The sequence below is a fragment of the Microbispora corallina genome (assembly GCF_016863035.1).
Classification (GTDB): domain Bacteria; phylum Actinomycetota; class Actinomycetes; order Streptosporangiales; family Streptosporangiaceae; genus Microbispora; species Microbispora corallina.
On sequence record NZ_BOOC01000005.1, the window covers coordinates 126253 to 149848 of the forward strand.

The 23596-nt window shown below is 72.4% G+C and carries 23 protein-coding genes and 1 pseudogene; 9 read left to right on the top strand and 15 right to left on the bottom strand.

Going from position 1 to position 23596, the window contains the following annotated elements; all coding sequences use genetic code 11:
* Window positions 1-13: 13 nt before the first annotated feature.
* From Mco01_RS08450 to glnII, 6 genes are all read right to left on the bottom strand, one after another.
* The gene (locus tag Mco01_RS08450; protein ID WP_204056330.1) at window positions 14-868 is read right to left on the bottom strand and encodes a metal ABC transporter permease; all 855 of its coding nucleotides are present in this window, start codon (window positions 866-868) and stop codon (window positions 14-16) included.
* Complete coding sequence (locus tag Mco01_RS08455) at window positions 865-1743, bottom strand: metal ABC transporter permease (protein ID WP_204056331.1); 879 nt, start codon at window positions 1741-1743, stop codon at window positions 865-867. Before Mco01_RS08455 ends, Mco01_RS08450 begins: the two co-directional genes overlap by 4 nt.
* Window positions 1740-2573 carry a metal ABC transporter ATP-binding protein gene (locus Mco01_RS08460; RefSeq protein WP_204056332.1) on the bottom strand — a complete coding sequence of 278 codons (834 nt, stop codon included), beginning with the start codon at window positions 2571-2573 and terminating at the stop codon, window positions 1740-1742. The genes Mco01_RS08455 and Mco01_RS08460 overlap by 4 nt, the downstream gene beginning before the upstream one ends.
* Window positions 2570-3517 carry a metal ABC transporter substrate-binding protein gene (locus tag Mco01_RS08465; protein ID WP_204056333.1) on the bottom strand — a complete coding sequence of 316 codons (948 nt, stop codon included), beginning with the start codon at window positions 3515-3517 and terminating at the stop codon, window positions 2570-2572. The genes Mco01_RS08460 and Mco01_RS08465 overlap by 4 nt, the downstream gene beginning before the upstream one ends.
* A gap of 173 nt (window positions 3518-3690) precedes the next feature.
* Window positions 3691-4734: a glycerophosphodiester phosphodiesterase gene (locus Mco01_RS08470; protein WP_239103439.1), complete on the bottom strand. Its 1044-nt coding sequence runs from the start codon at window positions 4732-4734 to the stop codon at window positions 3691-3693.
* Between the two features lie 107 nt (window positions 4735-4841).
* Window positions 4842-5855 (bottom strand): glutamine synthetase, encoded by a 1014-nt coding sequence (gene glnII, locus Mco01_RS08475; RefSeq protein ID WP_204056334.1) that lies wholly within the window; start codon window positions 5853-5855, stop codon window positions 4842-4844.
* Between the two features lie 230 nt (window positions 5856-6085).
* On the opposite strand from glnII, the gene Mco01_RS08480 reads away from it, so the two are divergent.
* A complete protein-coding gene (locus tag Mco01_RS08480; RefSeq protein WP_204056335.1) occupies window positions 6086-6679 on the top strand; it encodes a hypothetical protein in 594 nt (197 codons plus the stop codon).
* 109 nt (window positions 6680-6788) lie between these two features.
* On the opposite strand, the gene Mco01_RS08485 is transcribed toward Mco01_RS08480, so the two are convergent.
* From Mco01_RS08485 to Mco01_RS08495, 3 genes are all read right to left on the bottom strand, one after another.
* Complete coding sequence (locus Mco01_RS08485) at window positions 6789-8270, bottom strand: multicopper oxidase family protein (protein WP_204056336.1); 1482 nt, start codon at window positions 8268-8270, stop codon at window positions 6789-6791.
* Window positions 8271-8282: 12 nt separating this feature from the next.
* Window positions 8283-8753, bottom strand: a complete 471-nt coding sequence (locus Mco01_RS08490; RefSeq protein WP_204056337.1) for a hypothetical protein — start codon at window positions 8751-8753, stop codon at window positions 8283-8285.
* A gap of 199 nt (window positions 8754-8952) precedes the next feature.
* The gene (locus Mco01_RS08495) at window positions 8953-9747 is read right to left on the bottom strand and encodes a DUF72 domain-containing protein (protein WP_204056338.1); all 795 of its coding nucleotides are present in this window, start codon (window positions 9745-9747) and stop codon (window positions 8953-8955) included.
* Window positions 9748-9884: 137 nt separating this feature from the next.
* On the opposite strand from Mco01_RS08495, the gene Mco01_RS08500 reads away from it, so the two are divergent.
* A complete protein-coding gene (locus Mco01_RS08500) occupies window positions 9885-10430 on the top strand; it encodes a type 1 glutamine amidotransferase domain-containing protein (protein ID WP_204056339.1) in 546 nt (181 codons plus the stop codon).
* A gap of 99 nt (window positions 10431-10529) precedes the next feature.
* Window positions 10530-11408: a sugar kinase gene (locus Mco01_RS08505; protein WP_204056340.1), complete on the top strand. Its 879-nt coding sequence runs from the start codon at window positions 10530-10532 to the stop codon at window positions 11406-11408.
* A 146-nt stretch (window positions 11409-11554) separates the two neighbouring features.
* Here Mco01_RS08505 and Mco01_RS08510 read toward each other — a convergent pair whose 3' ends face one another.
* Complete coding sequence (locus Mco01_RS08510) at window positions 11555-13993, bottom strand: GcvT family protein (RefSeq protein WP_204056341.1); 2439 nt, start codon at window positions 13991-13993, stop codon at window positions 11555-11557.
* 72 nt (window positions 13994-14065) lie between these two features.
* Between Mco01_RS08510 and Mco01_RS08515 the strand changes: the two genes are divergently transcribed.
* The gene (locus Mco01_RS08515; protein WP_204056342.1) at window positions 14066-14989 is read left to right on the top strand and encodes a phosphotransferase; all 924 of its coding nucleotides are present in this window, start codon (window positions 14066-14068) and stop codon (window positions 14987-14989) included.
* A gap of 10 nt (window positions 14990-14999) precedes the next feature.
* Window positions 15000-16547, top strand: coding sequence for an amino acid permease (locus Mco01_RS08520; RefSeq protein WP_204056343.1), 1548 nt, complete (start codon window positions 15000-15002; stop codon window positions 16545-16547).
* Between the two features lie 172 nt (window positions 16548-16719).
* Here the strand turns inward: Mco01_RS08520 and lipB are convergent, their stop codons facing one another.
* From lipB to Mco01_RS08540, 4 genes are all read right to left on the bottom strand, one after another.
* Window positions 16720-17355, bottom strand: coding sequence for a lipoyl(octanoyl) transferase LipB (gene lipB, locus Mco01_RS08525; RefSeq protein ID WP_204056344.1), 636 nt, complete (start codon window positions 17353-17355; stop codon window positions 16720-16722).
* Window positions 17356-17441: 86 nt separating this feature from the next.
* A complete protein-coding gene (locus Mco01_RS08530) occupies window positions 17442-17639 on the bottom strand; it encodes a PspC domain-containing protein (RefSeq protein ID WP_036325623.1) in 198 nt (65 codons plus the stop codon).
* Between the two features lie 105 nt (window positions 17640-17744).
* Window positions 17745-18770, bottom strand: coding sequence for a lysylphosphatidylglycerol synthase transmembrane domain-containing protein (locus Mco01_RS08535; RefSeq protein WP_204056345.1), 1026 nt, complete (start codon window positions 18768-18770; stop codon window positions 17745-17747).
* Between the two features lie 161 nt (window positions 18771-18931).
* A complete protein-coding gene (locus tag Mco01_RS08540) occupies window positions 18932-19891 on the bottom strand; it encodes a hypothetical protein (RefSeq protein WP_204056346.1) in 960 nt (319 codons plus the stop codon).
* 74 nt (window positions 19892-19965) lie between these two features.
* Here Mco01_RS08540 and Mco01_RS08545 point away from each other — a divergent pair, with 74 nt between their 5' ends.
* The 4 genes and pseudogenes from Mco01_RS08545 to Mco01_RS08560 all read left to right on the top strand — a co-directional run bounded on the left by Mco01_RS08545 (window position 19966) and on the right by Mco01_RS08560 (window position 22930).
* Complete coding sequence (locus tag Mco01_RS08545) at window positions 19966-20571, top strand: TetR/AcrR family transcriptional regulator (protein WP_204056347.1); 606 nt, start codon at window positions 19966-19968, stop codon at window positions 20569-20571.
* Window positions 20572-20601: 30 nt separating this feature from the next.
* Window positions 20602-21180, top strand: coding sequence for an LURP-one-related family protein (locus Mco01_RS08550; RefSeq protein ID WP_204056348.1), 579 nt, complete (start codon window positions 20602-20604; stop codon window positions 21178-21180).
* Between the two features lie 389 nt (window positions 21181-21569).
* Window positions 21570-22625, top strand: a pseudogene (rho, locus tag Mco01_RS08555) (transcription termination factor Rho); the annotation flags it as partial.
* A 29-nt stretch (window positions 22626-22654) separates the two neighbouring features.
* Complete coding sequence (locus tag Mco01_RS08560) at window positions 22655-22930, top strand: hypothetical protein (RefSeq protein WP_204056350.1); 276 nt, start codon at window positions 22655-22657, stop codon at window positions 22928-22930.
* Here Mco01_RS08560 and Mco01_RS08565 read toward each other — a convergent pair.
* The gene (locus tag Mco01_RS08565) at window positions 22899-23414 is read right to left on the bottom strand and encodes a type II toxin-antitoxin system VapC family toxin (protein ID WP_204056351.1); all 516 of its coding nucleotides are present in this window, start codon (window positions 23412-23414) and stop codon (window positions 22899-22901) included. The genes Mco01_RS08560 and Mco01_RS08565 overlap by 32 nt on opposite strands.
* Window positions 23415-23596 lie beyond the last annotated feature (182 nt).

Here is a 23596-nt window from a genome sequence, read left to right on the forward strand (position 1 = left end):
CGGGCGGGCCGGGTCAGGCGCGCGCCTCCTCCGGGAGGGCCGCCGGCCCGGCCGCCCTCGCACGCGCGGCCCGACCGCGGACGGCCGAGCCGAGGAACGCCAGCCCGAACACGAGGCCGACGAGCAGCGCGATCGACGCCCCGGCCGCGATGTTCCACTGGCTGGAGACCCACACGCCGGCGAGGGCGCACAGGACGCCGATCGCCGCCGCGACGGGGAAGAGCACCGCGAGCCGGTCGCTGAGCAGCCGCGCGGTGGCGGCCGGGCCGACGAGCAGCGCCACGGCCAGGATGGCCCCGAGCGCGGGGACGACCGCCACCACGGTCACCTCGATGAGCACCAGCAGGGCGAAGTCCAGCAGGGCGGTCGGCAGGCCGAGGGCCGAGGCCCCGGTGGGGTCGAAGGCGGCCAGCAGCAGTTCCTTGCCGACGAGGGCCAGCACGAGCACGACCGCCAGCGCCACACCGGCCGTGATCGCCAGGTCGCCCGTGCTCACGGCCAGCACGTCGCCGACCGTGTACGCCGTCAGGTCCTTGGAGAAGCCGTCCTGCGACGACACCAGGACGACGCCGAGCGCGAAGCCCCCGGACAGCGCGATCCCGGTGGCGGACGTGAAGTCCTGGCCGCGCACCCGGCTGAACGCGACGACCGCGAGCACCACCAGCACGCCGAACAGGCCGCCGCCGAGGTAGAGGTTCAGCCCGAGCAGCGCCGCGACGACGATGCCGGGGAACGTGGCGTGCGTGAGGGCCATCGTGAAGAACGGCAGCCGCCGGACGATCACGAACACCCCGACCACGCCGCCGAGCGCGCCCACCATGGCGGCCTCGACGAGGGCCCGGTGGACGGTGGAGTCGAGCCAGCTCACCGCAGCGCCTCCAGTCCCGCCCCGGCGTGGCCGAGCCGGATCCGCCGGCGGGCGGCCCCCGCGGCCGCCGCCAGGCCGTACAGCGCGACGAGGACGAGCACGACCGTGCCGCCGGACGCGAGGCGCAGGCCGTGCTCGACGGACGCCTCGTAGCTGGCCGCGAGCCCGAGCCACCCGCCCGCGGCCCCGATGAGGCAGGCGAGCGGCACGATGACCGCGAGCCGGTCGGACAGCGCCCGCGCGGCGGCGGCCGGGACGATCAGCAGCGCGATCACGAGGATCGTGCCGACGGCCCGGACGGCGGCCACGACGACCAGCGCGATCACGACGTTCGACACCAGGTCGAGCAGGCCGACCGGCACCCCGGCCGCGCGGGCGCCCTCGGGGTCGAACGCGCGCATCAGGAGCGGCCGGCGCAGCGCGGCCAGCAGGCTCACGACGAGGACGGTCACGACGGCCGTCTCGCCGAGCTGCTCCCCGGTGACGGTCAGCACGCGGCCGAACAGGAACGCGGTCAGGTCCGACGTGTAGCCCGTCTGCCGGGAGACCAGCACCACGCCGATGGCGAACAGCGTGGTCAGCAGCATCGCCAGCGCGGCGTCCTCGCTCACCCGGCGCCGGTGGGTGAGCAGCGTGAGCAGCACGGCGGTGACCACGCCCGCGGCGAGCGCGCCCCAGAAGATGCCCCCGTCGCCGGCCATGAGGTAGCCGATCACCACCCCGGGGAACACGGTGTGGGTCAGCGTGTCGCTCGCGAACGCCAGCCGGCGGAGCAGGACCAGCACGCCGACCGTCCCGGCGAGCGCGCCGAGGATCACCAGCTCGACCAGCGCCCTGGCCATGAACGGCAGCTGGAAGGGCTCGAACAGGCTCATGTCTGGGTCACGATCACCCGGTCGCCGCGCAGCTCCAGCGCGTGCCCGCCGTACGTCGCGCGCAGCCGTTCGGGCGTGAGCGTCGCCTCGGTCGGCCCGAACCCGAACTGGTGCCGGTTGAGCAGGCACACCTCGTCGCAGGCGAGGTGGGCCACCGCGAGGTCGTGCGTGCTGACGACCACCGAGGCGCCCTGCGCCTTGAGCCCGTTCATGGCCTCCAGGATGGCGTGCTGGCTGACCGCGTCCACGCCGTTGAACGGCTCGTCCAGCAGCAGCAGCCGGGGCCGGGCGGCGATGGCCCGGGCGAGCAGCACCCGCTGCCGCTGGCCGCCCGACAGCGTGCCGAACCGGTCGCGCGCCCGCCCCGCGAGGCCCACGCGCTCCAGCGCCGCGGCGACCTCGGCCCGGTCGGCGGCGGAGGGACGGCGCAGCCAGCCGATCCTGCGGTAGCGGCCCATCATCACGACCTGCTCGACGGAGACCGGGAAGTCGGGGTCGAGCGTGTCGGCCTGGGGGACGTACGCCACGTCGCGCCGGGCCTGGGCCGGGGCGGCGCCCAGCACCTCGATCCGGCCGCGCACGACGGGGACCAGCCCCAGGAGGGCCTTGATCAGCGTGGACTTGCCCGCGCCGTTCGGCCCGATCAGGGCGACGGCCTCGCCCTCGTAGACGGTGCCGTGCAGCTCCTCCAGCACCGGAACCTCGCCGTACGCCACGCTGGCCCGGTCGAGCACCAGGGCGGCCGGCCGGGCCGTCTCCGGCTCGCCGCTACGGCCGTCGCCGCTCTCGGCGGCGGTCAGCGGGCTCCGCGTCTCGGGGGTGGGGGTCATGCCGCCGGGTCCTTGAGGGCGTTGACAATCATGTCGGTATTGTGCTCCTCCATCTGCAGGTAGGTGGCACCGGCCGAACCGGCGGGCCCGAGCGTGTCCCCGTAGAGGGAGTCCTCGCCCGCGACGACCTTCACTCCCGCCTCGCGCCCGATCGCCTCGGCCGTCTTCGGCGGCAGGGACGACTCCGAGAAGATCGCGGTCACCCCGGTCGCCCTGATCCTGGCGACCAGGTCCGAGATCTGCCTGCCGGACAGCTCGGCGGAGGTGTCGAAGCTCGGAATGATCGAGCCGACGAAGGTCAGCTTGTAGCGGCCGAGGTAGTAGCCGAAGGCGTCGTGGTTCGTCACCAGCTTGCGCCGGTCGGCGGGAATCGAGTCGATCTTCTTGGCGATGTCGGCGTCGAGCGCGTCGAGCTTCGCGTCGTACGCCGCGAGGCTCGCCCGGTACGCCGTCGCGTCCGCCGGGTCCTTCGCCTCGTAGGCCTTCTCGATGTTCGCCGCCATGATCTTGGCGTTCCGCGGGTCGTGCCAGATGTGGGGGTCGCCGGCGGCCTCCTCCGCGGACCCGTCGCCCTGACGGATCGTCACGCCGTGGCTCGCGTCGACGACCGGGCCGTCGAAGCCGGCCGACGAGATGACGGAGTCGAGCCACCTCTCCAGGCCGACGCCGTTCTTCACGACGACGTCCGCCTCGGCGATGGCCTTGATGTCGAGGGGCGAGGGCTCGTAGTCGTGAGGGTCGACGTTCGGCTTGAGGATCTGGTGGACCTCGACCTCGTCGCCGCCGACGGCGCGGGCGAAGTCGGCGATCTGGGTGGTGGTCGCGACCACCTGGAGCCGGCCGGAGCCCCCAGAGGCCGAGGTGCCGGAACCGGAGCCGCAGGCGCCGGCGAACAGGACGAGAAGTGCCGCGACCGGCAACGATCTGGCGAGAGGCGGAATCACGAGGGTCCTCGGGACGCTGGGTCGAAGTGGATACAGGACCTCTTGAAGCGGATCCTTCCAGAATCGTCCCGTAAATGAAAATCATTGTCAACTTCGCCCATGAGGCCCTCCGTGTACGAGTCGTGCCCGGCCCCCCACAAGGGGACCGGGCACGAACGAGACGGACGAGGGGGTCAGCGGCGCGAGCGGGCCGCCAGCACGGCCCTGGCCGTGCCCGGGTTGTCGGCGAAGACGCCGTCGACGCCGAGGTCGTACAGCGTGCCGAGCCAGCCCATGACGTTCCCGGTCGCCCGCGGGTGGGCCGGGCTCGCCGGGTCGCCGAGCCGGTAGTCCACCGGGAGCTGGGAGTTCTCGTCGCGGATCGTCCACGCGTGGACGTCGAGGTGGGCCCGGTGGGCGTCCCGGATCAGCGTGGTCGGCGCGAGCAGGCGCCCGTCCGGGCCCGCCGGCACGATCCGCGAGGTGGCGACGCCCACGCCGTCGGCGTACTCCGCCACGTCCCTGAGCCCCTGCGGCGTGACCATCCCGTCGTAGGTCAGCGGGTCGCCCGCGGCCACCCGGTCGTACGGCGCGCCCGAGGCGTTGATCAGCTGGATCAGCGGGAGCGTCGTCCTGGTGCGCAGATCCCGCAGGTTGGCGGTCTCGAACGACTGGATGAACACGCGGTCGCGCCGGTCCTGCCAGCCGTGCCGGGCCAGCACGTCGAGCAGCGGCTCCTCCAGCGACAGGCCGAGGGAGTCGAAGTACGTGGGGTGCTTGGTCTCGGGGTAGACGCCCACCCCGTACCGCTGGGCCAGCTCCACGACCTCGTCGAACGTCGGGATGGGGGCCAGGCCGTCGAACGCGGTGTTGTCCGGGCGCAGGCCGGGGATCCGCTCCTTGGCGCGCAGCGTCCTGAGCTCGGCCAGCGTGAAGTCCTCGGTGAACCATCCCGTGACCGGGACGCCGTCGACGGTCTTGGTGGTCCTGCGGGAGGCGAACTCGGGGTGGTCCCCGACGTCGGTCGTGCCCGAGATCTCGTTCTCGTGCCGGGCCACCAGGACGTGGTCCTTGGTGGAGACGAGGTCGGGCTCGATGAAGTCGGCGCCCAGGGCGACGGCCGTCTCGTAGGACGGCAGGGTGTGCTCGGGGCGGAGCGCGGCCGAGCCGCGGTGGCCGATGACGATGGGTTCCCGGTCGCGCCTGTCGGCACCCGCCGGTCCGGGCTGCAGCAGCACAGCGGCCACCGTACCGCCCGCGAGGACCGCCGGCGCGGCGGCGGGGCACGTACGGGAACGGCTCCCGCCGGGGAGGCGGGAGCCGCGCGGAGCCGGGGAGGCGGGGGTCAGACCTGTCCGGCCTTCTCCAGGGCGGAGCAGCAGGTGTCGACCATGAGGCGGGTCACGACGTACGGGTCGATGTTGGCGTTGGGACGCCGGTCCTCGATGTAGCCCTTCTTGTCGATGGCGACCTGCCACGGGATGCGGACGGAGGCGCCGCGGTTGGACACGCCGTAGCTGAACTCGCTCCACGGCGCGGTCTCGTGGTGGCCGGTGAGCCGCTGCTCGATGCCGGAGCCGTAGCCCTTGATGTGCTCGGCGGCGCGCTCGGCCAGCGCCTCGCAGGCGGTGACGATCGGGTCGTAGCCCTCGCGCATGGCGGCCGTGGAGAAGTTCGTGTGCGCGCCGGCGCCGTTCCAGTCGCCCTTGGCCGGCTTGGGGTCGAGGGTCGCGGCCACGCCGTAGTCCTCGGCGATCCGGTAGAGCAGGTAGCGGGCCATCCACAGGTGGTCGGAGACCTCGAGGGGCCCGGCCGGGCCGATCTGGAACTCCCACTGACCGGGCATGACCTCGGCGTTGATGCCGGAGATCTTCAGGCCGGCCTCGATGCACGCGTCGAGGTGCGCCTCGACGATGTCGCGGCCCACGACCTCGTCGGCGCCGATGCCGCAGTAGTACGGGCCCTGGGGGCCGGGGAAGCCGCCGACCGGGAAGCCGTACGGGCGGCCGTCCTTGAAGAACGTGTACTCCTGCTCGATGCCGAACCAGGAGTCCTGCTCGGCGAACCGCTCGGCGACGGGCGTGAGCAGCGCGCGGCTGTTGCTCGGGTGGGGCGTCATGTCCGGGAGGAGGACCTCGCACAGGACCAGGACGCTGTCGCCGCCGCGGATGGGGTCGGGACACGTGAAGACCGGCTTGAGCACGCAGTCCGACGCGTCGCCCGTGGCCTGGTTGGTGCTGGACCCGTCGAACCCCCAGATCGGCGGCTCGGCGCCGTCGGCAAGGACCTTGGTCTTGGACCGGAGCTTCGCGGTGGGCTCGGTGCCGTCGATCCAGATGTACTCAGCCTTGTAGGACACGTCGTTCCCTTCAAAAGACGCAGGCGCATTCGTCCGCCACGGTCGAGAATGCTGAATACGCATTTCGAGCCTTTTGCCCGAATGTGAACGGCTTGTTAAGTCGCAGATTTTGCCATTACCCCGCTGTGACGTGGCTCTCAACGGATCGACCCCGAACAGACATGATCCGTGCCGTACAGGGAAGTCGGACCTGTGCCCACGAAACGCAATCCGCTGGGAGTGAGGGTCAAATGGTCTTACTGGGACTTCTTCTCATCCTGGTCGCGGCAGCGGCCCTGATCGAGGTGTCCGTGAACGATACGGCGAACACGATGCCCGTCACCGTGCTGGACCGCACGTTCCACCTCAGCCCGTTCGAGCTGTTCATCGCCGGGGTCGCGACGACCGCGGTGTTCTTCATCGGCCTGCTGATGGTCACCGGCGGCCTGCGCCGCGCCGCCGTGAAGCGCCGCCGCCGGCGCGAGGCCCGGCTCGCCGAGCGCGACCGCGTGTCGCGCCTCGAGGCCGAGAAGCGCGACCTGGAGCGCCGCCTGGAGACCACCCCGGCCACGCCGGCCACGACCGCCACGACCGCCACGACCGCCACGGTCGACCGCGACCGCGACGGCGTCGACGACCGCGACGAGACCGCCCCCGCGCCGGCCACCCGGCCCCTGCGCCGCCCCGACGGCGTCGTCGTGGACCGGGACGGCGACGGCGTGGACGACCGCGACGAGACGGCCCCCGCGACCGGCCGGCACCACGTCTCCGTCCCCGCCCAGCAGTCGGGCGACCGGCTGGTGGCGGGCAGCCCCTCGGCCGATGACCCCGGCCGCCGTATCTGACCCCCGCCAGGACCGGCCGCCCCACGCCGGACCCGCGGAACCGCCGGCGCGGCGGTGCGCTCCCCCGAGCCGCACCGCCGCGCTCCGCGTTCCTGCGGGAAACCGCCGGTCACTCCGGCGTGTTCCGCGCCGGCCCTCCCATGGAGAACGGCGTGGTCACCCCCTCGTAGACCAGGTGGGCGACCAGCCCTTCGGCCGCGTGCGGCAGGTTGTGGCAGTGGTCCATCCAGATGCCGGGGTTGTCGGCGACGAAGGCGATCTCGTATGACTCGCCGTCGCCGACGTTGAGAGAGTCGACCCACCAGGGGCTCCCGCGCGCGGGCACTCCGTCGCGGCTCAGCACCAGCGCGTGGTGGCCGTGCAGGTGCATGGGGTGGACCTCGCCGCTGTGGTTCGAGATGCGCATGCGCACGACGTCGCCCTCGGAGACGACGAACATCGGCGTGTCGGGGTACATGTGTCCGTTGACGGTCCACCAGAGCCCGGGCCGCCCGTCGAGGAATCCGGGCCGGCGGCCGATCGCGTAGTCGAACCGCCGATCGGGCCGGTCGGGGTCGAACCCCACGGGCGCCCTCACCCCGTACGAGAGCAGATCCAGCGTCGCGGCGGGCCGCCCGGCCGCGGGGGCGTCGTACGACCGCGAACCGAGCACCACGGCCGACGAGCCGCCGAGCTGCACCCGGACCGGCGAGCCGTCCTCGGGCATGGTGACCTCGATGTCGGCGCGGCCGCCCGCCGTCACGAGCACGGCCGCGTCCCGGACGTCGGTCGGCCCGTTGAGATCGGTGCCGTCGACGGCGACGAGCCGGAACGGCGCCCCCGTGACCCACGCCGGCATCGGGCCGTTCTCGGTGTTGACGATCCGCACCCGGGCGCGCTCCCCCGGCTGTGCCTCGACACGCACGTCGCCCTCACGCCCGTCGATCGTGCGGACCCCGTCGTACAGGTGAACCAGGGCCGTCACGTCGACCTCGCCGGCGGCCCGGGTGGCCGGAGTCACCACCAGGGCGCCGAGCAGCCCGTCACGGACCTGCTCGTCGGACATCTGGTGGGAGTGGTACCAGAAGGTGCCGGGACGGTCGGCGACGAACCGGTAGGTGAACTCCTCGCCCACCCCGACGGCGTCCTGGGTGACCCCCGCGACCCCGTCCTCCGCGTTGGGCACGTCGACGCCGTGCCAGTGCAGCGTGATGCCCTCCGGCACCGACGCGTTGACGAGCCGCACCTGCACCAGCTGCCCCGCCGTCGCGTGGATGGCCGGGCCCGGCGACCGGCCGTTGAGGGTGTAGCCGTCCACGAGGCGCCCGGAAGGCAGCCGGAACCGCTGCCTGCGCGCGGTCAGCGTCACCGCCACGTCGGCCCGGCGGCCGGGGTCGGCGATCAGGGAGGTGACGGCGCGCCCGCCCGTCGCGCTCCCCCCGTGACCGCCGTGCGCCCCCGTCGTCTCCGCGTACCCCGTCCCCATCACGGAGTACGCGGAGGGAAGCAGGCTGGCGTGCCAGAACCAGACGAGCGGTCCGAGGACCACGGCGGTCGCCATGATCGCGAAGGCGAGGGTGAGCCGGCCGTCGACCTGGCGGTTCCACCGCATCGGGCGCACCCGTCACGGTTGCGCGGTGAGGCGGGCTCCCGGGTCGGCGACCGGGCTCACGACCTGGTCCCGGCCCAGTCGCGCGGCGCGGATCGCCGCCAGGAAGAGCAGCAGCGCGTTGAGGCCGTGCAGGGCGCCCAGCAGGGGAACGATGTGGCTGAAGATCCCGAGGAGGGCCTGCACCACGACGAGCAGCAGGACCAGGCCCGCCCATTTGACCGCTCCCGCGGTCTTCGCGAAGAACGACACGACCAGCAGGATCAGTGCCGTCAGCGGGATGACCGTCGTGCCGTTGATCCCGTGCACCGCGTAGCCGATGACCTCGGGGAAGACGGTCTCCTGGCTCTCCACGACCGCCTTGTCGAGGACGCCGCCGTCCTCGATCCACTTGCCCTCCCCGGCGACGGCGAGGACTATCGCCATCGCCTGGACGACGACCTCCACGGCGACGAGGCCTGCCACGATCCTGTAGACGGTTCTCATGGTTCTCCTTCCTCCACGAGGTCGAGCGGATTCGCCATGCCGCCGTCCGGCGCCACGCCCTTTTCGACAGGCTCGTTCTTCCGGTGGAAGGGGATCTGCGCTCGCCGGTCAGGCCGGGCCGATGCGGCATGGGCCGAACGTACGTCCGGGGGATCTGGGAGGAATCCGGGAAATCCCTATGCCGGGCCGAGGGCTTTCCCTATTCGTTCGGCCGTCCGCACCCGGCCTCCCGGCCCGCCGCCTCCGCCCGTTCGGGGGACCTGACCCGGCTGACCTCCCGCCCCGCCGCCTCGGCCAGCTCCGCGAACGTGACCGCGTTGCGGACGGCCGCCGCACCCGGGTCGTTGTTGAAGTAGACGTACGCGTCGCCGGCGTCGCCCAGCCGGTCGACCCAGCTCCCGAGCGCCTGCCTCCCGTACGTCGGCCAGGGGTGCGCGCTGCCCTCGTGGAAGCGCAGGTACGCCCAGTCGGCCGTGCGCCACAGGGGCGACGTGGGGCGCCCGCACCGGTCGGCCCAGCACAGCGCCGCCCCGAACTCGGCGAGCAGGTCGCGGATCTCCTCGGTCCACCAGGAGGCGTGGCGCGGCTCGACCGCCACCCTCACCGTGCGAGGGAACCGGCCCAGGCAGTCGCGCAGCCGCCCGGCGTCGGCCTGCAGCGTCGGCGGGAGCTGCAGCAGTATCGGGCCGAGCTTCGGGCCGAGCCCCTCCGCCACGCCCATCAGCCGCCGTACCGGCTCCTCGGGGTCCTTCAGCCGTTTGATGTGCGTCAGGAACCGGCTCGCCTTGACGGCCATGACGAAGTCCCCGGGCGTGCGCTCCCGCCACGCCTCGAACGTCTCCCGCTTCGGCAGCCGGTAGAAGGCGTTGTTGTTCTCGACGGTGGCGAACAGCTCGCCGTACCTCTCCAGCCAGAGGCGTTGCGGCGCGCCGTGGTAGACCACGTCCCGCCAGTCGGCGTACTGCCACCCGGAGGTCCCGACGAAGACCGGCATGCCGTTCCCCTACCCACCATCCGGAATAGATCGCGGGTCGCGGGGCAGGCCAGGTCAAGAACGGACAAAGCCGCAGCCAGGGCGTGTCGCGCCGGCTCCGATCGGGGCCGGTCGGCGCGCCCGAGAAGGGGAGCACGATGATTCAGGGCAAGACGATCGCATTCCTCGTCGCCCCCGAGGGCATCGAGCAGGTCGAGCTCACCGAGCCGTGGAAGGCCGTCCAGCAGGCGGGCGCCACCCCCAGGCTGATCTCGACCGGGTCAGGCCGGGTGCAGGCGTTCAACCACCTGGACAAGGCCGACACCTTCCCGGTCGACGCGACCGTGGACGAGGTGTCCGCCGCCGACTTCGACGGGCTGGTGCTGCCGGGCGGGGTGGCCAACCCCGACTTCCTGCGCACCCAGCCCGCCGCCGTCCGGTTCGCGCAGGAGTTCTTCGAGGCCGGCAAGCCGGTCGCGGCGATCTGCCACGCCCCGTGGACGCTGGTGGAGGCGGACGTGGTCCGCGGCCGCACCCTCACCTCCTGGCCGAGCCTGCAGACCGATCTGCGCAACGCCGGGGCCACCTGGGTCGACCAGGAGGTCAAGGTGTGCACGGCCGGCCCGAACACGCTGGTCACCAGCCGCAAGCCGGACGACCTCAAGGCGTTCTGCCAGGCGGCCGTCGACGCGTTCGGCGGCTGACCCGGACCGCCTTCCCCGGGCCGATCCGCGTCTGCCATGCTGTCCGGCATCCGCCGATCATCACGGTGACGGCGGACGGCCGCGGGAGAGACGGAACGCATGACCGAGGTGTTCACGCTCGGAGAGGCGCTGGGTGTCGTCACGGCGGACCGGTTGCGGCACGACGCGACCGTACGCCTCGACATCGAGGGCCCGGAGCTGACGACGGCGATCGGCCTGGCCCGGCTGGGTCACGAAGTGACTTGGCTGGGCCGGGTCAGCGTCGACGAGATCGGCGTCCGCACGCTCACCGCACTGCGCGGCGAGGGCGTCGACGTCTCCCACGTCCGGGTGGACGAGACCGCTCCGACCGGGCTGGTCGTCCGCCAGCGCCGCATCGGCCGCTCCTCCCACGAGGTCCACTACCGCGAGGGCTCGGCCGGTTCGCGCCTGTCCACCGGCGACGTCCCCGCCGAGGCCGTCCAGTCGGCCCGGATCCTGCACGTCACGGGCATCACGATCGGGCTCAGCGGCTTCGCCTGGAGCGCCGTCCACCACGCCGTCAAGCTCGCGCGGGACGCCGGCGTGCTCGTCTCCGTCGACGTCAACCACCGCCCCCACCTGTGGGAGAGCGTGGACGAGGCCCGGCAGGGCCTCACCGAGCTGGCCACGTCGGCCGACGTGCTGTTCGCGAACCAGGACGAGCTCACGCTCGTCGATCCGGTGCTGGCGCGGGTTCCCGAGCTCGTCGTCACCCGGGGGGCCAAGGGCGCCAGCGCGACCGTCGACGGGCTGCGCTACGACACCCAGGCGGCCCCCGTGACCGCGCTCGACCCGACCGGGGTCGGCGGCGCCTTCACGGCCGGCTACCTCAGCGCGCTGCTCGACGGGCTGCACCCCGCCGACCGGCTCAAGCGCGGCATCGCGCTCGCCGCGTTCGCCGTGGCCAGCCCGAGCTCCTGGCAGGGCCTGCCCACGCACGGCGAGCTCCCGCCCTGAGCCGCCCGCCCGCTCCCGGCGCCGTGCGGCGAGCTTCCGTCTGAGCCGCCCGCCCGCTCCCGGCCCGCTCCCGGCCCGCTCCCGGCCCGCTCCCGGCCCGCTCCCGGCCCGCTCCCGGCGCGGCCTTCCAGCGCGGCGCGGCCGCGTCACCGCCAGGGCTCGGCCCGGACGCGGGCGCCCTCGGGGTCGTACAGCGGCTCCGCGACGACCTGGGCTCCGGCCCAGGCGCCGTTGACCCCGATCTCCACCCGCTCGCCCGTCTCCACGGCCACCGGCAGGTACGCGTACGCGATCGAGCGGCCGACGCGGCAGCCGTACCCGCCGCTGGTGACGCGGGAGACGGGACGCCCGCCGAGGCGCACGGGCTCGCCGCCGAGGCACACCTCCCGCGGGTCGTCCAGCACGAGGCAGCGCAGGGTCGAGCGAGGACGGGGCATCTCCGCCCGGCGTCCTGGCCGCACCGCGAAGCCGAGCCCGGCCTCCAGCGGCGTCGTCTCCGGCGTGACGTCGAGTCCCCAGATCCGGTAGCCCTTCTCCAGGCGCATCGAGTCGAGCGCCCGGTACCCTGCCGGCCGCATGCCGTGCGGCAGACCGGCCTCCACGAGCGTGTCCCACAGGGTGAGGCCGTACTCGGACGGGCAGTACAGCTCCCAGCCGAACTCGCCCACGAACGTGACCCGCTGCGCGAGCACCGGGACGTACCCGACGCCGATCTCGGCGGCCCGCATGTACCCGAACGTCAGGTCGTCGCCGGTCAGCGGGGCGAGGATGTCGTACGCGCGCGGCCCCCACAGACAGAAGCAGGCGTACGCAGAGGTGACGTCGTCCACCCGCAGCCCCCGGGCGCGCAGCAGGGCCGCGTCGTGGACGCCGAACGCGGTGCCGGTCACCAGGCGGAACCGGTCCTCGGCCAGCCGTGTGACGGTCACGTCGGCCTCGACGCCGCCGCGCTCGCCGAGTATCTGGGTGTAGACGACCGAGCCCACCGGCCGGTCCAGGGTGTTGCCGCAGACCGACTCGAGCGCCGCGGCGACGTCCGGGCCCGAGATCTCCAGCTTCGCGAAGGACGTCTGGTCGAACAGCCCCGCCGCCTCCGCCGTGGCCCGGCACTCCTCGGCGATCGCCGGCGACCACACCCGGCCGGCCCACCCCCGCGGCCCCTCGGACGGCTCACCCGGCGGCTCGTCTGACGGCGGGAACCAGTTGACCCGCTCCCAGCCGGCCTTCTCCCCGAACGACGCGCCCAGGGCGGCGTGCCGCACCCATGCGGGCGACCGGCGCAGCGGCCGGGCCGCCGTGCGCTCCTCGCCGGGATACACGATGTCGTAGTAGGCGCTGTAGGAGTCGATCGCCCTGTCCCTTGCCCAGCGGGCCGAGCGGGCATGGCCGCCGAAGCGGCGCACGTCCATGCCGAAGACGTCGTACTCCGGCGCGCCGTCCACGATCCACTCGGCCATCACCTTGCCGACGCCGCCCGCGGCGGCCAGGCCGTGCACGCAGAAGCCGGCGGCCACCCACAGGCCCCGCACCGCCGTCTCGCCGAGCAGGAACTCGCCGTCCGGCGTGAACGCCTCCGGCCCGTGGACGACCTTCCGGAACGCCGAGGGGTCGTCCCCCGGGCCCACCGCCTTGAGCGACGGGACCCTCCGGACCGCCGACTCCCACGATTCACGAAATTTCGGCATATCGGGGGGGAAGAGCGTGCGGGGTTCGGCCAGCGGCCGGTCGGTGTCCCAAACCTGCGGGCTGCGGATGTAGCCGCCGACGAGGATGCCGCCGTCCTCCTCACGGAAGTACACGATGTTGTCCGGGTCCCGCACGGTCGGCGTGTCCGCCGGGACGCCCGCCGGCGGGGTCACGACGTACTGGTGCCTGATCGGCACGATCGGGATGTGCGCGCCGGCCATCCGGCCGACGACCCCGGCCGCCGCCCCCGCCGCGTCGACCACGATCTCCGTGCGCACCACGTGCTCGCCCTGATCGGCGCCGCGCGCGTCCGGCCGCTCGCGCAGCCGTACGGCCCGTACCCGGCCGCCGCCGGCGTCGATCCCGGTCACCTCGACGCCGGTGACGATCCGGACGCCGAGCCTGCGGGCGCCCTCCGCGAGCGCGCGGCCGAGGCGGGCCGGGTCGAGCCAGCCGTCCCCGGGCAGCCAGAGCGCGCCCAGCACGTCGGCCACCTCCAGCAGCGGGAGCCGGTCGAGGGCCCCCCGCGCGTCGAGCACGTCCAGGTCGAGCCCGTACGTCTCGGCCGCGCCGGCCTGCCGTACGAGCTCCTCGAGGCGTTCGGGGGTGGTCGCGAGGCGGAGGCCGCCGACGCCGTGCCAGCCCGGGTCGAGACCGGTGAGCTCGCGCAGCTCGGGGTAGAGCCCGGCCGAGTACATGATCATGCGCGTCTGCGTCACGGTCGACCTGAGCTGCCCGACGAACCCCGCGGAGTGCCAGGTCGTGCCCTCGGTGAGGTCGTGCCGCTCGACCAGCAGGACGTCGGTCCAGCCGAGCCGGGCGAGGTGGTAGGCGACGCTGCAGCCGGCCACACCGCCGCCGATCACGACGACGCGGGCGTCAGCTGGAAGTTGCGACATTGGTACCGTCCTGTAACACCCGGCCCAGACAATCGGATCAATGGTCTGAAGGTAGACCAAAAGGAGCCGGGCATGCCAGATCCCGTCGGCGACGCGCTGGAGCTCGTCACGGCCTGGGCCGGTCGCCCGGTCACCGCCACCGTCATCAAGGGCGGGCTCAGCCACCACATCGCCCGCCTGGACAGCGCGGACGGTGAGCGCTGGATCCTCCGGGTGCTCGACCCGCGGATCGCCGCGACCGGTCTCGGCATCCCGCTGGAGCAGGAGATCGACAACACCGTCCGCGCCGCCTCCACGGGAGTGGGCGCCCGGGTCGTCCGCGTGCTCCCGGGCGCCGTCCTGCTGGAGTACATCGAAGGGACGACGCTCGACGGCCCGGCGGTCGGCTCGATGATCGGCGAGATCGCCGCCGCGTGCCGCCGCCTGCACGCGGGCCCCCGTTTCGTCAACGACTTCTCGATCTTCCGCAAGCTCGGGGAGCTGCGGGAGCTGTGCCGCTCCCGCGGCCTGGCTCCCCCGCCCGGCTACGACGACGTGACACCGGTGGCCGCCGACATCGAGGCGGCGCTGGCCCGGCGGCCCCTGCCGTCCGTGCCGTGCCACAACGACCTGCTGGCCGAGAACCTCATCGCGACCCGCGAGGGCGTCCGCATCGTCGACTACCAGCTGTCCGGCAACAACGACCCCTGCTTCGAGCTCGGCGACATCGCCGCCGAGGCCGACTTCGACCCCGGTCAGGTCGCCCGGCTCACCCGGGCGTACTTCGGGGACGACGAGCTACTCCCCCGTGTGCGACTGAACCTGATCATGTCCAACCTCACCTGGACGCTCTGGTTCGTCGTGCACCAGGGCCTGGTCCGCGACCGGGCCCACCCAGACTTCGACTACACCGCTGAGGCCGCCGACAAGTTCGCGCAGGCCGTACGCGACGTCGAGGATCCCGCCTTCGGCCGCCTGATCGATCTGGCCGGCGGCCGGACACCCCGCACCAGTTAGAGGAGGCCTCATGGCGCAAGCCCTCGACGACGACGCCCGGCGACTCGCAGAACTCGGTTACCGGCAGGAACTCGCCCGCACGTGGAGCGGGTTCTCCAACTTCGCCATCTCGTTCTCGATCATCTCGATCCTGGCCGGATGCTTCACGACCTTCGGGCAGGCGTGGAACAACGGCGGGCCGCTGGCCATCTCCGTTGGCTGGCCGCTCATCTCCGCCTTCATCCTGATCATCGGTTTCTGCATGTCGGAGCTGGTGTCGGCGTACCCGACGGCGGGCGGCATCTACTGGTGGGCCGCCAAGCTGGGCAGGCCGGTGCACGGCTGGTTCACCGGCTGGCTCAACCTGATCGGCCTGATCGCGGTGACGGCCTCGGTCGACTACGGCTGCGCCACGTTCCTCAACATCGTGATCGGGCGGTTCAGCGACAGCTGGGCGGCCGGCAACGCGCTGCATCAGACGTTCCTGCTGTTCGCCGTGATCCTGGTGCTGCACGCTCTGATCAACATCTACAGCCACCGGCTGATCTCGGTGCTGCAGAACGTCTCGGTCTGGTGGCACGTGTTCGGCGCGGCCGCCGTCGTGCTCATCCTGATCTTCGGTCCTTCCAAGCACCAGAGCGTGGGCTTCCTGTTCGAGCAGTTCAACAACTCGGGCTTCGGCAACGGCAGCTCGGGCCCCACGTTCTGGCTGTACGTCCTGCCGCTGGGCTTCCTGCTCACGCAGTACACGATCACCGGCTTCGACGCGTGCGCCCACGTCTCGGAGGAGACCCACGGCGCCTCGACGTCGGCGGCGAAGGGCCTGTGGCAGTCGATCTTCTACTCGGCGATCGGCGGCTGGATCCTGCTGCTGGCGTTCCTGTTCGCGGCGACCGACGTGGACGCGGTCAACAAGGAGTTCGGCTTCGTGGGGGCGATCTTCACCTCCTCGCTGTCGTCCACCCTCGCGACCGTGGTCTTCGGCATCTCCACCATCGGGCAGTTCTTCTGCGGGATGAGCTGCGTGACCTCGATGTCCCGGATGACCTACGCCTTCTCCCGTGACGGCGCCGTCCCCGGGTGGCGGCTCTGGTCGAAGGTCGACCGCAACCGCACCCCGGTCAACGCGATCATCGGCGGCTGCCTGGTGGCCCTGCTGATCACGCTGCCCGCGCTCTACGCCCCTCCCGGAAGCGCCACCCCGGTCGCCTTCCTGGCCGTCGTGTCGATCGCCGTGATCGGGCTCTACCTGGCCTTCCTCATCCCGATCTGGCTCCGGCTGCGGGCGGGCGACTCCTTCCAGGCCGGCCCCTGGACGCTGGGCCGCAAGTACAAGGTGCTCGGCTGGATCGCGGTGATTGAGATCGCGATCATCTCGATCTACTTCATCCTGCCGATCGCGCCCTCCGGGGTTCCGGGGAACAAGGACTTCGCCTGGACGTCGGTGAACTACGCGCCCATCGCCGTCGGGGCCGTCCTCATCGGCATCGCGCTGTGGTGGAACCTGTCGGCCAAGAACTGGTTCACCGGCCCGCGCCGGACGATCGACGAGATCGACCAGCCCGAGCCGGTCGCCTGACACACGCGTTCGCGTACGGCCCGCCCCCCGGGCGGGCCGTACGCTCGCCAGGTGATCGGCAACGCTGGGCGCACACCCTTCGAGGCACTGAGCCGTGCGGGTTCCGCGACGACTGGCGGGACCGGGTGACCCGCGGCCTGGAGAACGCGGCCCGGCCCGGTGACCGCCGGCGTCAGGAGGCCTCGAACGCCTCGGCGATCACGCGGCGGGCCTCGTCCATCGAGCCGCCGCCGGCCTCGTGGACGACCGAGGTCATCTCCACGTCGGGCATGCCGCAGGCGACGGCGAGGCGCCAGGGCGTGAGGTCGCCGTCGACGTTGAGCGCGAAGCCGTGGCTGGTGACCGAGCGGCTGGCCCGCATGCCGATGGACACGATCTTGCGGCCGGTCTCCCTCGTCCACACCCCGGTCAGCAGCTCCGAGCCAGGCGGGGTGTCCCGTCGTTCGGCCGGGACGCCCAACGCCGCGAGCGCCTCCACCAGCCGCAGCTCGACCTCGCGGATGTAGTCCACGACGCCCTCGTCCGGGCGGAGCTTCACGATCAGGTAGCCGACGAGCTGGCCGGGGCCGTGGTAGGTGAGCTGGCCGCCCCGCCCGGTCGGCACGACGGGGATGCCGTGCGAGGGGTCGGGGAGGTGGGACTGGAGCGTCCGCTTGCCGATCGTGAAGACCGACGGATGGCTGAGCAGCCAGAGTGTGTCGGGCCGCGCGTCGTCCTGCCGTTCCTCGACCAGGGCGGCCATGCGCTCCATGGCCTTCTCGTAGTCGACCAGTTCGTCCTGGACCAGCGTCAGGGGCCGTTGCCGCATTTCACGTCACCTCTTCCCCTGCGAGCATAGAGCGCGGCCCGGACGCGGACGCGCCCAGGCCGAGCTCACCGCCCCCGCGGGAGCCGTCAGCGGTAGCCGTAGCCCACGCGCTCGGGCGCCTTGGGCACGAACAGCCACATGATGAGATAAATCACGAACTGCGGGCCCGGCAGCAGGCAGGAGAGCAGGAACAGCAGCCGCACGGCCGTCGGCGTCATGCCGAAGCGCTCCGCGATGCCGCCGCAGACACCGGCGATGATCTTGTGCTGCCTCGATCGGTACATGGTGGTAGCCCCCTTCGTCATCACGGTCAACGAGCCGCCGTGAGATCCCGGTTCCACCAGAGACCCTGAGAAAACCCCGACTCCCTCAGGGATGGGACATCCTGGCTACCGGGGCAGGTCGCGGTAGCCGTACAGGGCGGCGCAGGGGCCCATGGCGGCGCCCATGCGCAGCAGCGCCGTCCACCCCCAGTGACCTGCCTGGACGAGGGCGGCGCGGACCCGGTCGAGCAGCAGCGCCCAGGCCAGCCACCCGGTCACGAGCACGGCCCAGTAGGAGATGAGCCGGTAGAGGAGCACCACGGCGGCGGCCGCCCCGCCCGTCACCCCGGCGGCGACGAACGTCGCGCCGAGGCCGAACTCGGCGACGCCCAGCCCGCCCGGGATCAGCGCGAGGATCGCGGCGGCCTTGGCGGCCACGTACCCGAACAGCACGGTGGGCGGGCTGATGCTGACCCCGGCCGCGGCGCAGACGAAGCCCAGACAGGCGATGTCGAGCATCCAGTTCGCCAGGGCGAGCCCGGCCAGGACCACCCGGTCGCGGCGGCCCGGCCGGATCGCCTCGCGCGCCGCCCGCAGCTGCTCCAGCACCGCCGGGGAGTGCCGCCGCATCCAGTCGCGTACGGGGTGGAGGTGCAGCCGGACCATGGCGGACGCGACGGCGAGCAGGAGGCAGGCGACGGCCAGCGCGTACGGCCGGGTCGCGGGCTCGGCGAGCAGGGCCACCACCCCGAGCAGGGTGAAGGTCGCCGTCGAGTAGACGCCGCTCAGCACCAGCGTGGCGGCGATGAGCGGCTTGGCCGCCCCGAGGCGGGACAGCTCCCGGGTGACGTAGGCGAGCGACAGTACCGGCCCGGCGGGCAGCGAGTTGGACACCGCCGTACGGGCGTAGGTGAGGGCCACCGCCCGGGGCATCGTGAGCCGCGTACCGCCCACCGCGAGGAGACGGCGGACCAGCCGGGCGAACGTGCTCATCGACATGACCTCGGCGAGCACGGCGGCCCCGAGCCAGATCGGGTCGAGACCCGTCAGCGCGCCCACCACCGCGTCCTCGCCGGGCAGGCGGTCCTTCAGGAGGTACAGCGCCGGCGCCGCCACCCCGAGCGCCAGTGCGTATCGCCACCGCGGAGACATCGCCACTCCTTCTACTCTGCACGACTCCCGTCCCTCGTGTCGGCCGAGAGCCGTGCCCGTCACCGGAATCGTCCCCCCGGCGCCGTGGCGCGGACGATGCCCGAACCAGGGCATCTGGCCCGCCCGGCGCTTCCGGATTCCGGCAAGACCATCCGAGGATCTCACCCGACCAGAACCGGTTCGGGGGCGGGTGCCTTCCGCCGTTCGGGCAGGGTGAGCAGGACCACCCCGAGCAGTGCCCAGCCGCCGAGCACGAGCAGCGGCACGCCCAGCGCCGCGCCGTCGAACGACACGACGTTCCTGACCGCGTCGGCCGCCTGGCGCACCGGGAGGACCTGGCCCACGGCGGCGTACCACTGGGGGATGAAGCGGGCGCCGAGCGGGCCGCCGCTCGCGGGCAGCCCCACCGGGATGAACAGCATCGCGGCCACGGCCACTCCCGCCGGCCCCGCGGCCCGGTTCAGCCCGGCCGCGGCCAGCGCGATGGCGAGGACGACGGCCGCCGACACCGCCGCCAGCGCGGGCAGGTGACCGGGGAGCGCGCCGAACGCGACGTCGGCCAGCCAGGCGTTGACCGCGCCCGCGACGACGGCCGCGGACACGAGCGCCGCGAGCCGGCCGCCGGCGCCGAGCCCGGGCGCGGCCCTCGACAACAGCAGCGCGACCGCGATGCCCGGCACGACCAGGGCGAGCACGTAGAACATGCCCGAGATGCCGCCGGCGTCCCCGGCCGGCAGCGGGATCGCGTCCTCCACCGCCAGCGGGCGGCCCTGCGCCCGGGCCGCCGCCTGGAACGCCTCGGTCACGACGGTCGCGCCGGTCCGTCCGGCCGCGCTCGCGACCACGAGGCGGCCCGCCTGGGGCGCCAGCACGGCGTCGACCTCACGGGCGGCCAGCGCGTCGCGGGCCGCCCGCTCGTCCGCGTACGGCGTGAGGGCGAACGCGCCGGGGACGCGGGCGTCGAGCGCGGCCCGCAGCGTGGCCACGACGGGGGCGGGGCCGACCACGGCCACCGGCACGTCGTGGGGGCGGGGCGCGTGGAACGCCCCGAGGAACGAGGCCACGAAGACCGCTGCGAGGGCGGTGACCAGCACGATCACCGCCACTGTCTTCCGTATCACTGGAATTCTCCATCTGTTGACTTCAACGCTGTTGAGTTCAACATAGATGAATTCATCGTGGTTGAATAGTCCCCATGGAGACCAGGAGCGGACGGCGGCCCGGCACCCCGCAGACACGGGAGGCGATCCTCGACGCGGCGATGCGGGCGTTCGCCGAGGACGGGTACGCCGGGACCACGATCAGGGGTGTGGCCCGGGTGGCCGGCGTCGATCCGGCGCTCGTCATGCACTTCTTCGGCAGCAAGGACGGCCTGTTCGAGGCCGCGATCCGGGCGGGCGAGATCCCGCTGGGCCTGCTCGTCGAGGCGTTCGAGGGCGACCCGGGCGGCCTGGGCGAGCGCCTGGTCAGCCGGTATGTGGCGCTCTGGGAGGACCAGGTGCACGGCCCCCGCCTGCGCGCCGTCATGAGCGCGGCGGCGTCCTCGCCCGCGGCCGCCGCGATGCTCAAGGAGTTCGTCACCCAGAAGGTGCTGCTCCCGATGACCCGGCGGCTCGGCGTCGAGCGCGCCGACACCCGCGGCATCCTCGCCGGGGCGCAGCTGATCGGCGTCGCCTTCGCCCGGTACGTGCTGGAGATCGAGCCGCTGGCGAAGCTCGGCAGGGACGAACTCGTCCGGTGCGTGGCGCCGGCGATCCAGCGCTATCTCACTGGTGATCTTCCGCTAGATGGGGGCATATAGCCTTCCAACAGAGGCTCTATGGAGATACACATGGATATTGCGGCGCTCCAGGCGCAGACCAGGCTGTTCCTGCGTCAGAAGATCACCATGATGGTGAACCGGTACGTCGTCCATGTGCCACAGCCCGACGGGTCGGAGGGCCCGGTCGTCGCCTTCGCCGAGCAGAAGCGGATGGCGTTCAAGGAACAGGTGACGATCTACACGGACGAGTCCCGGGAGCGGCCGCTCGCCGGGTTCAAAGCCCGCAAGGTCATCGACCTCGCCGGCGAGTACGACGTCGTGGACGACTCGGGCACCCCGATCGGCATGTTCCGCAAGGACTTCGGCCGGTCGCTCCTGCGCTCCACCTGGCAGCTCCAGCAGCCCGGCCTGCCCACCCTCACCGGCCACGAGCGCAACCTCGCGGTCGCCCTGCTGCGCCGGTTCGCCGACTCCCTGTCCTGGCTGCCGTACCACTTCGACTTCAGCATCGGCGCGTCCATCGCGTTCTCCGTGGACCGCCGGTGGGGGCTGCGCGACCGCTACCTCATCGACATCCACGACCCCCGCGTCGACCGGCGCCTGGTCATCGCCATGGCCGTGGCCCTGGACGCACTCCAGGCCCGCTGATCGCCTCTCGGGGGAATCATCGCGAAGCCGCGGCTGTTATAGTCGTCGGTGAGCCGCATGGTTCTGGCCCGGTTTCCGGGCACATGCGATGGCTCCCCCTGATTCTCCGCACCATCGCGCGACTCCCGGCGTCGTCGCATCGATCACCACGATTCGTCGACCGTCCGCCGTCCCGCGACGCCTCGCCCGCCGCGACCGGCCCTGGCATGTCCCGGCGCCCTTCCCGGCATGCCCGGCGCCCGTCCCCGTTCACACGTCCGCGGGCTCCGTTCACCCTTCTTCTTCCAGGAGTCGCCATGACCACCGTCACAACCGCTCCCCGGCAGCGCGCCGCCCGGAGCGCCGGTGAGCCCGCCCGTACGGCGCGGCCCCCGCAGAGCCCCGTCACCGTCACCGGGCTCCTCGACATCACCGGCAGGAACGCCGTCATCCGGACCCAGGGCTACCTGCCCGGGCCGAAGGACGTCGCCGTGCCGCCCGCCCTGGTCGCGTCCCAGGGGCTGCGGCGCGGGGACGTCGTCCACGGGACGGCCGTCGGCGGCAGGCTCGCCGCCGTCGGCACCGTGAACGGCGAGCAGCCCGGCCGTCTCCGGCCGGACTTCGCCGACCTCGTCCCCGTCCATCCCGACGAGCGGCTCCGCCTGGAGACCGCTCCCGGCCTGCTGGCCACCCGGGTCATCGACCTGGTCGCGCCCATCGGCAAGGGCCAGCGCGGCCTGATCGTGGCCCCGCCCAAGGCCGGCAAGACGCTGGTGCTCAAGGCCGTCGCCAACGCCATCAGCGCCAACCACCCGGAGTGCCACCTCATGGTCGTCCTCGTCGACGAGCGGCCCGAGGAGGTCACCGACATGCGGGAGTCGGTGAAGGGCGAGGTGCTCGCCTCCACCTTCGACCGCGTCCCGCAGGACCACATCGCCATGACCGAGCTCGCCGTCGAGCGGGCCAAGCGGCTCGTCGAGAACGGCCGCGACGTCGTCGTCCTCATCGACTCGATCACCCGCCTCGGCCGGGCGTACAACATGGCCGCCCCGAGCGGCGGCCGCATCCTCACCGGCGGCATCGACGTGCGCGCCGTCCACCCGCCCAAGCGCGTGCTGGGCGCGGCCCGCAACGTCGAGGACGGCGGGTCGCTCACCGTCCTCGCGACCGCGCTCGTCGAGACCGGGTCGCGGATGGACGACAACCTCTTCGAGGAGTTCAAGAGCACCGGCAACATGGACCTGCGGCTCAGCCGGAGCCTCGCCGAGCGGCGGGTCTTCCCTGCCGTCGACGTCACCGGCTCGGGCACCCGCCGCGAGGAGCTCCTCCTCGACCCCTCCGAGCTGGTCCTCGTACGGAAGCTGCGGCGGGCCCTGCACGACCCGGAGGCGTTCGAGCCCTTCCTGGCCCGCCTGAGGGAGACCCGGTCGAACGCGGAGCTGCTTCTCAGCCTCAACGGCGCGTGAACGCCGGGCGGATTCGGCATGATCGCGGTATGAGCCAGTGGCGGGTCCTCATCGAGGAGAACATGGGCGCCGGCGAGCGCAAGGAGTGGCGGATCTCCGACATCTACGAGGTCGAGGGCGGCCGGGAGGAGGCCCGGGCCATCGCCGCCGAGCTGGCCATGCGGCACTCACCCCGGCATCCGTCCTTCACCCAGGAACGGGCCGTCTACAAGGTCGGCGAGGACAGCTGGATCACCATGGTGATCGGCCTGACCGCCCGCTACCACTACCGCGTCACCGTCGCCGAGCTCGTCCACCGCGGCTGAGTCGCCTGGTCAGGTGGTTCTGGCCCCTTGAGCAGGCCAGCCGGCGTACTCCTGGAACGGCCATGCGAGGGAAAGTGATCCGTGATACGCCGTGCGCCAATCCGACGAACTTGGCATCGGTCGTGGCGACATCGGTGATGGAAAGCCGTTCTGCCATGGCAAGGACCGTTGCGTCGACGTAGCCCATGGGAGCGGTGACCAGGCGGCGGACGAGCTCCGAGGCACGCTGGCGATCCTCCGCAGTAGGGCCGACGACCACGAAATCGCCCTCGTGCGCGGTGACCGCCTCAAGCAGGGTGGCGTCCAACTCCGCGCCCTTCCGGACGTTGTTGCGCAGGAAATTGCAGGTCTCGCCGAGAACCGGCTCGGGGATGACGAGATGGCCAGGCCACGTCATGAGCAGCCGTGTGCATCGGGCGTGAAACCTGTCACCAGGATCGAAAGTGGCGATCAAGGGGCCCGAGTCGCACAGCAAACCCTTCATGCGCTGAGGCGGACAGCGTCGATCGCCTCCACGACCTCCCGATTCTTACCGGCCTCTGCCATGATCTCGCGATAGCGGGTGGACAGATCGTGTTCGCCGCTCTCTCCCAGCCCGACTATGACGGTCGTCGCCGTGAAGGACGCCTACCGCGCACCCGGCCCCTGGCTGTGAGGGCCGGGGGC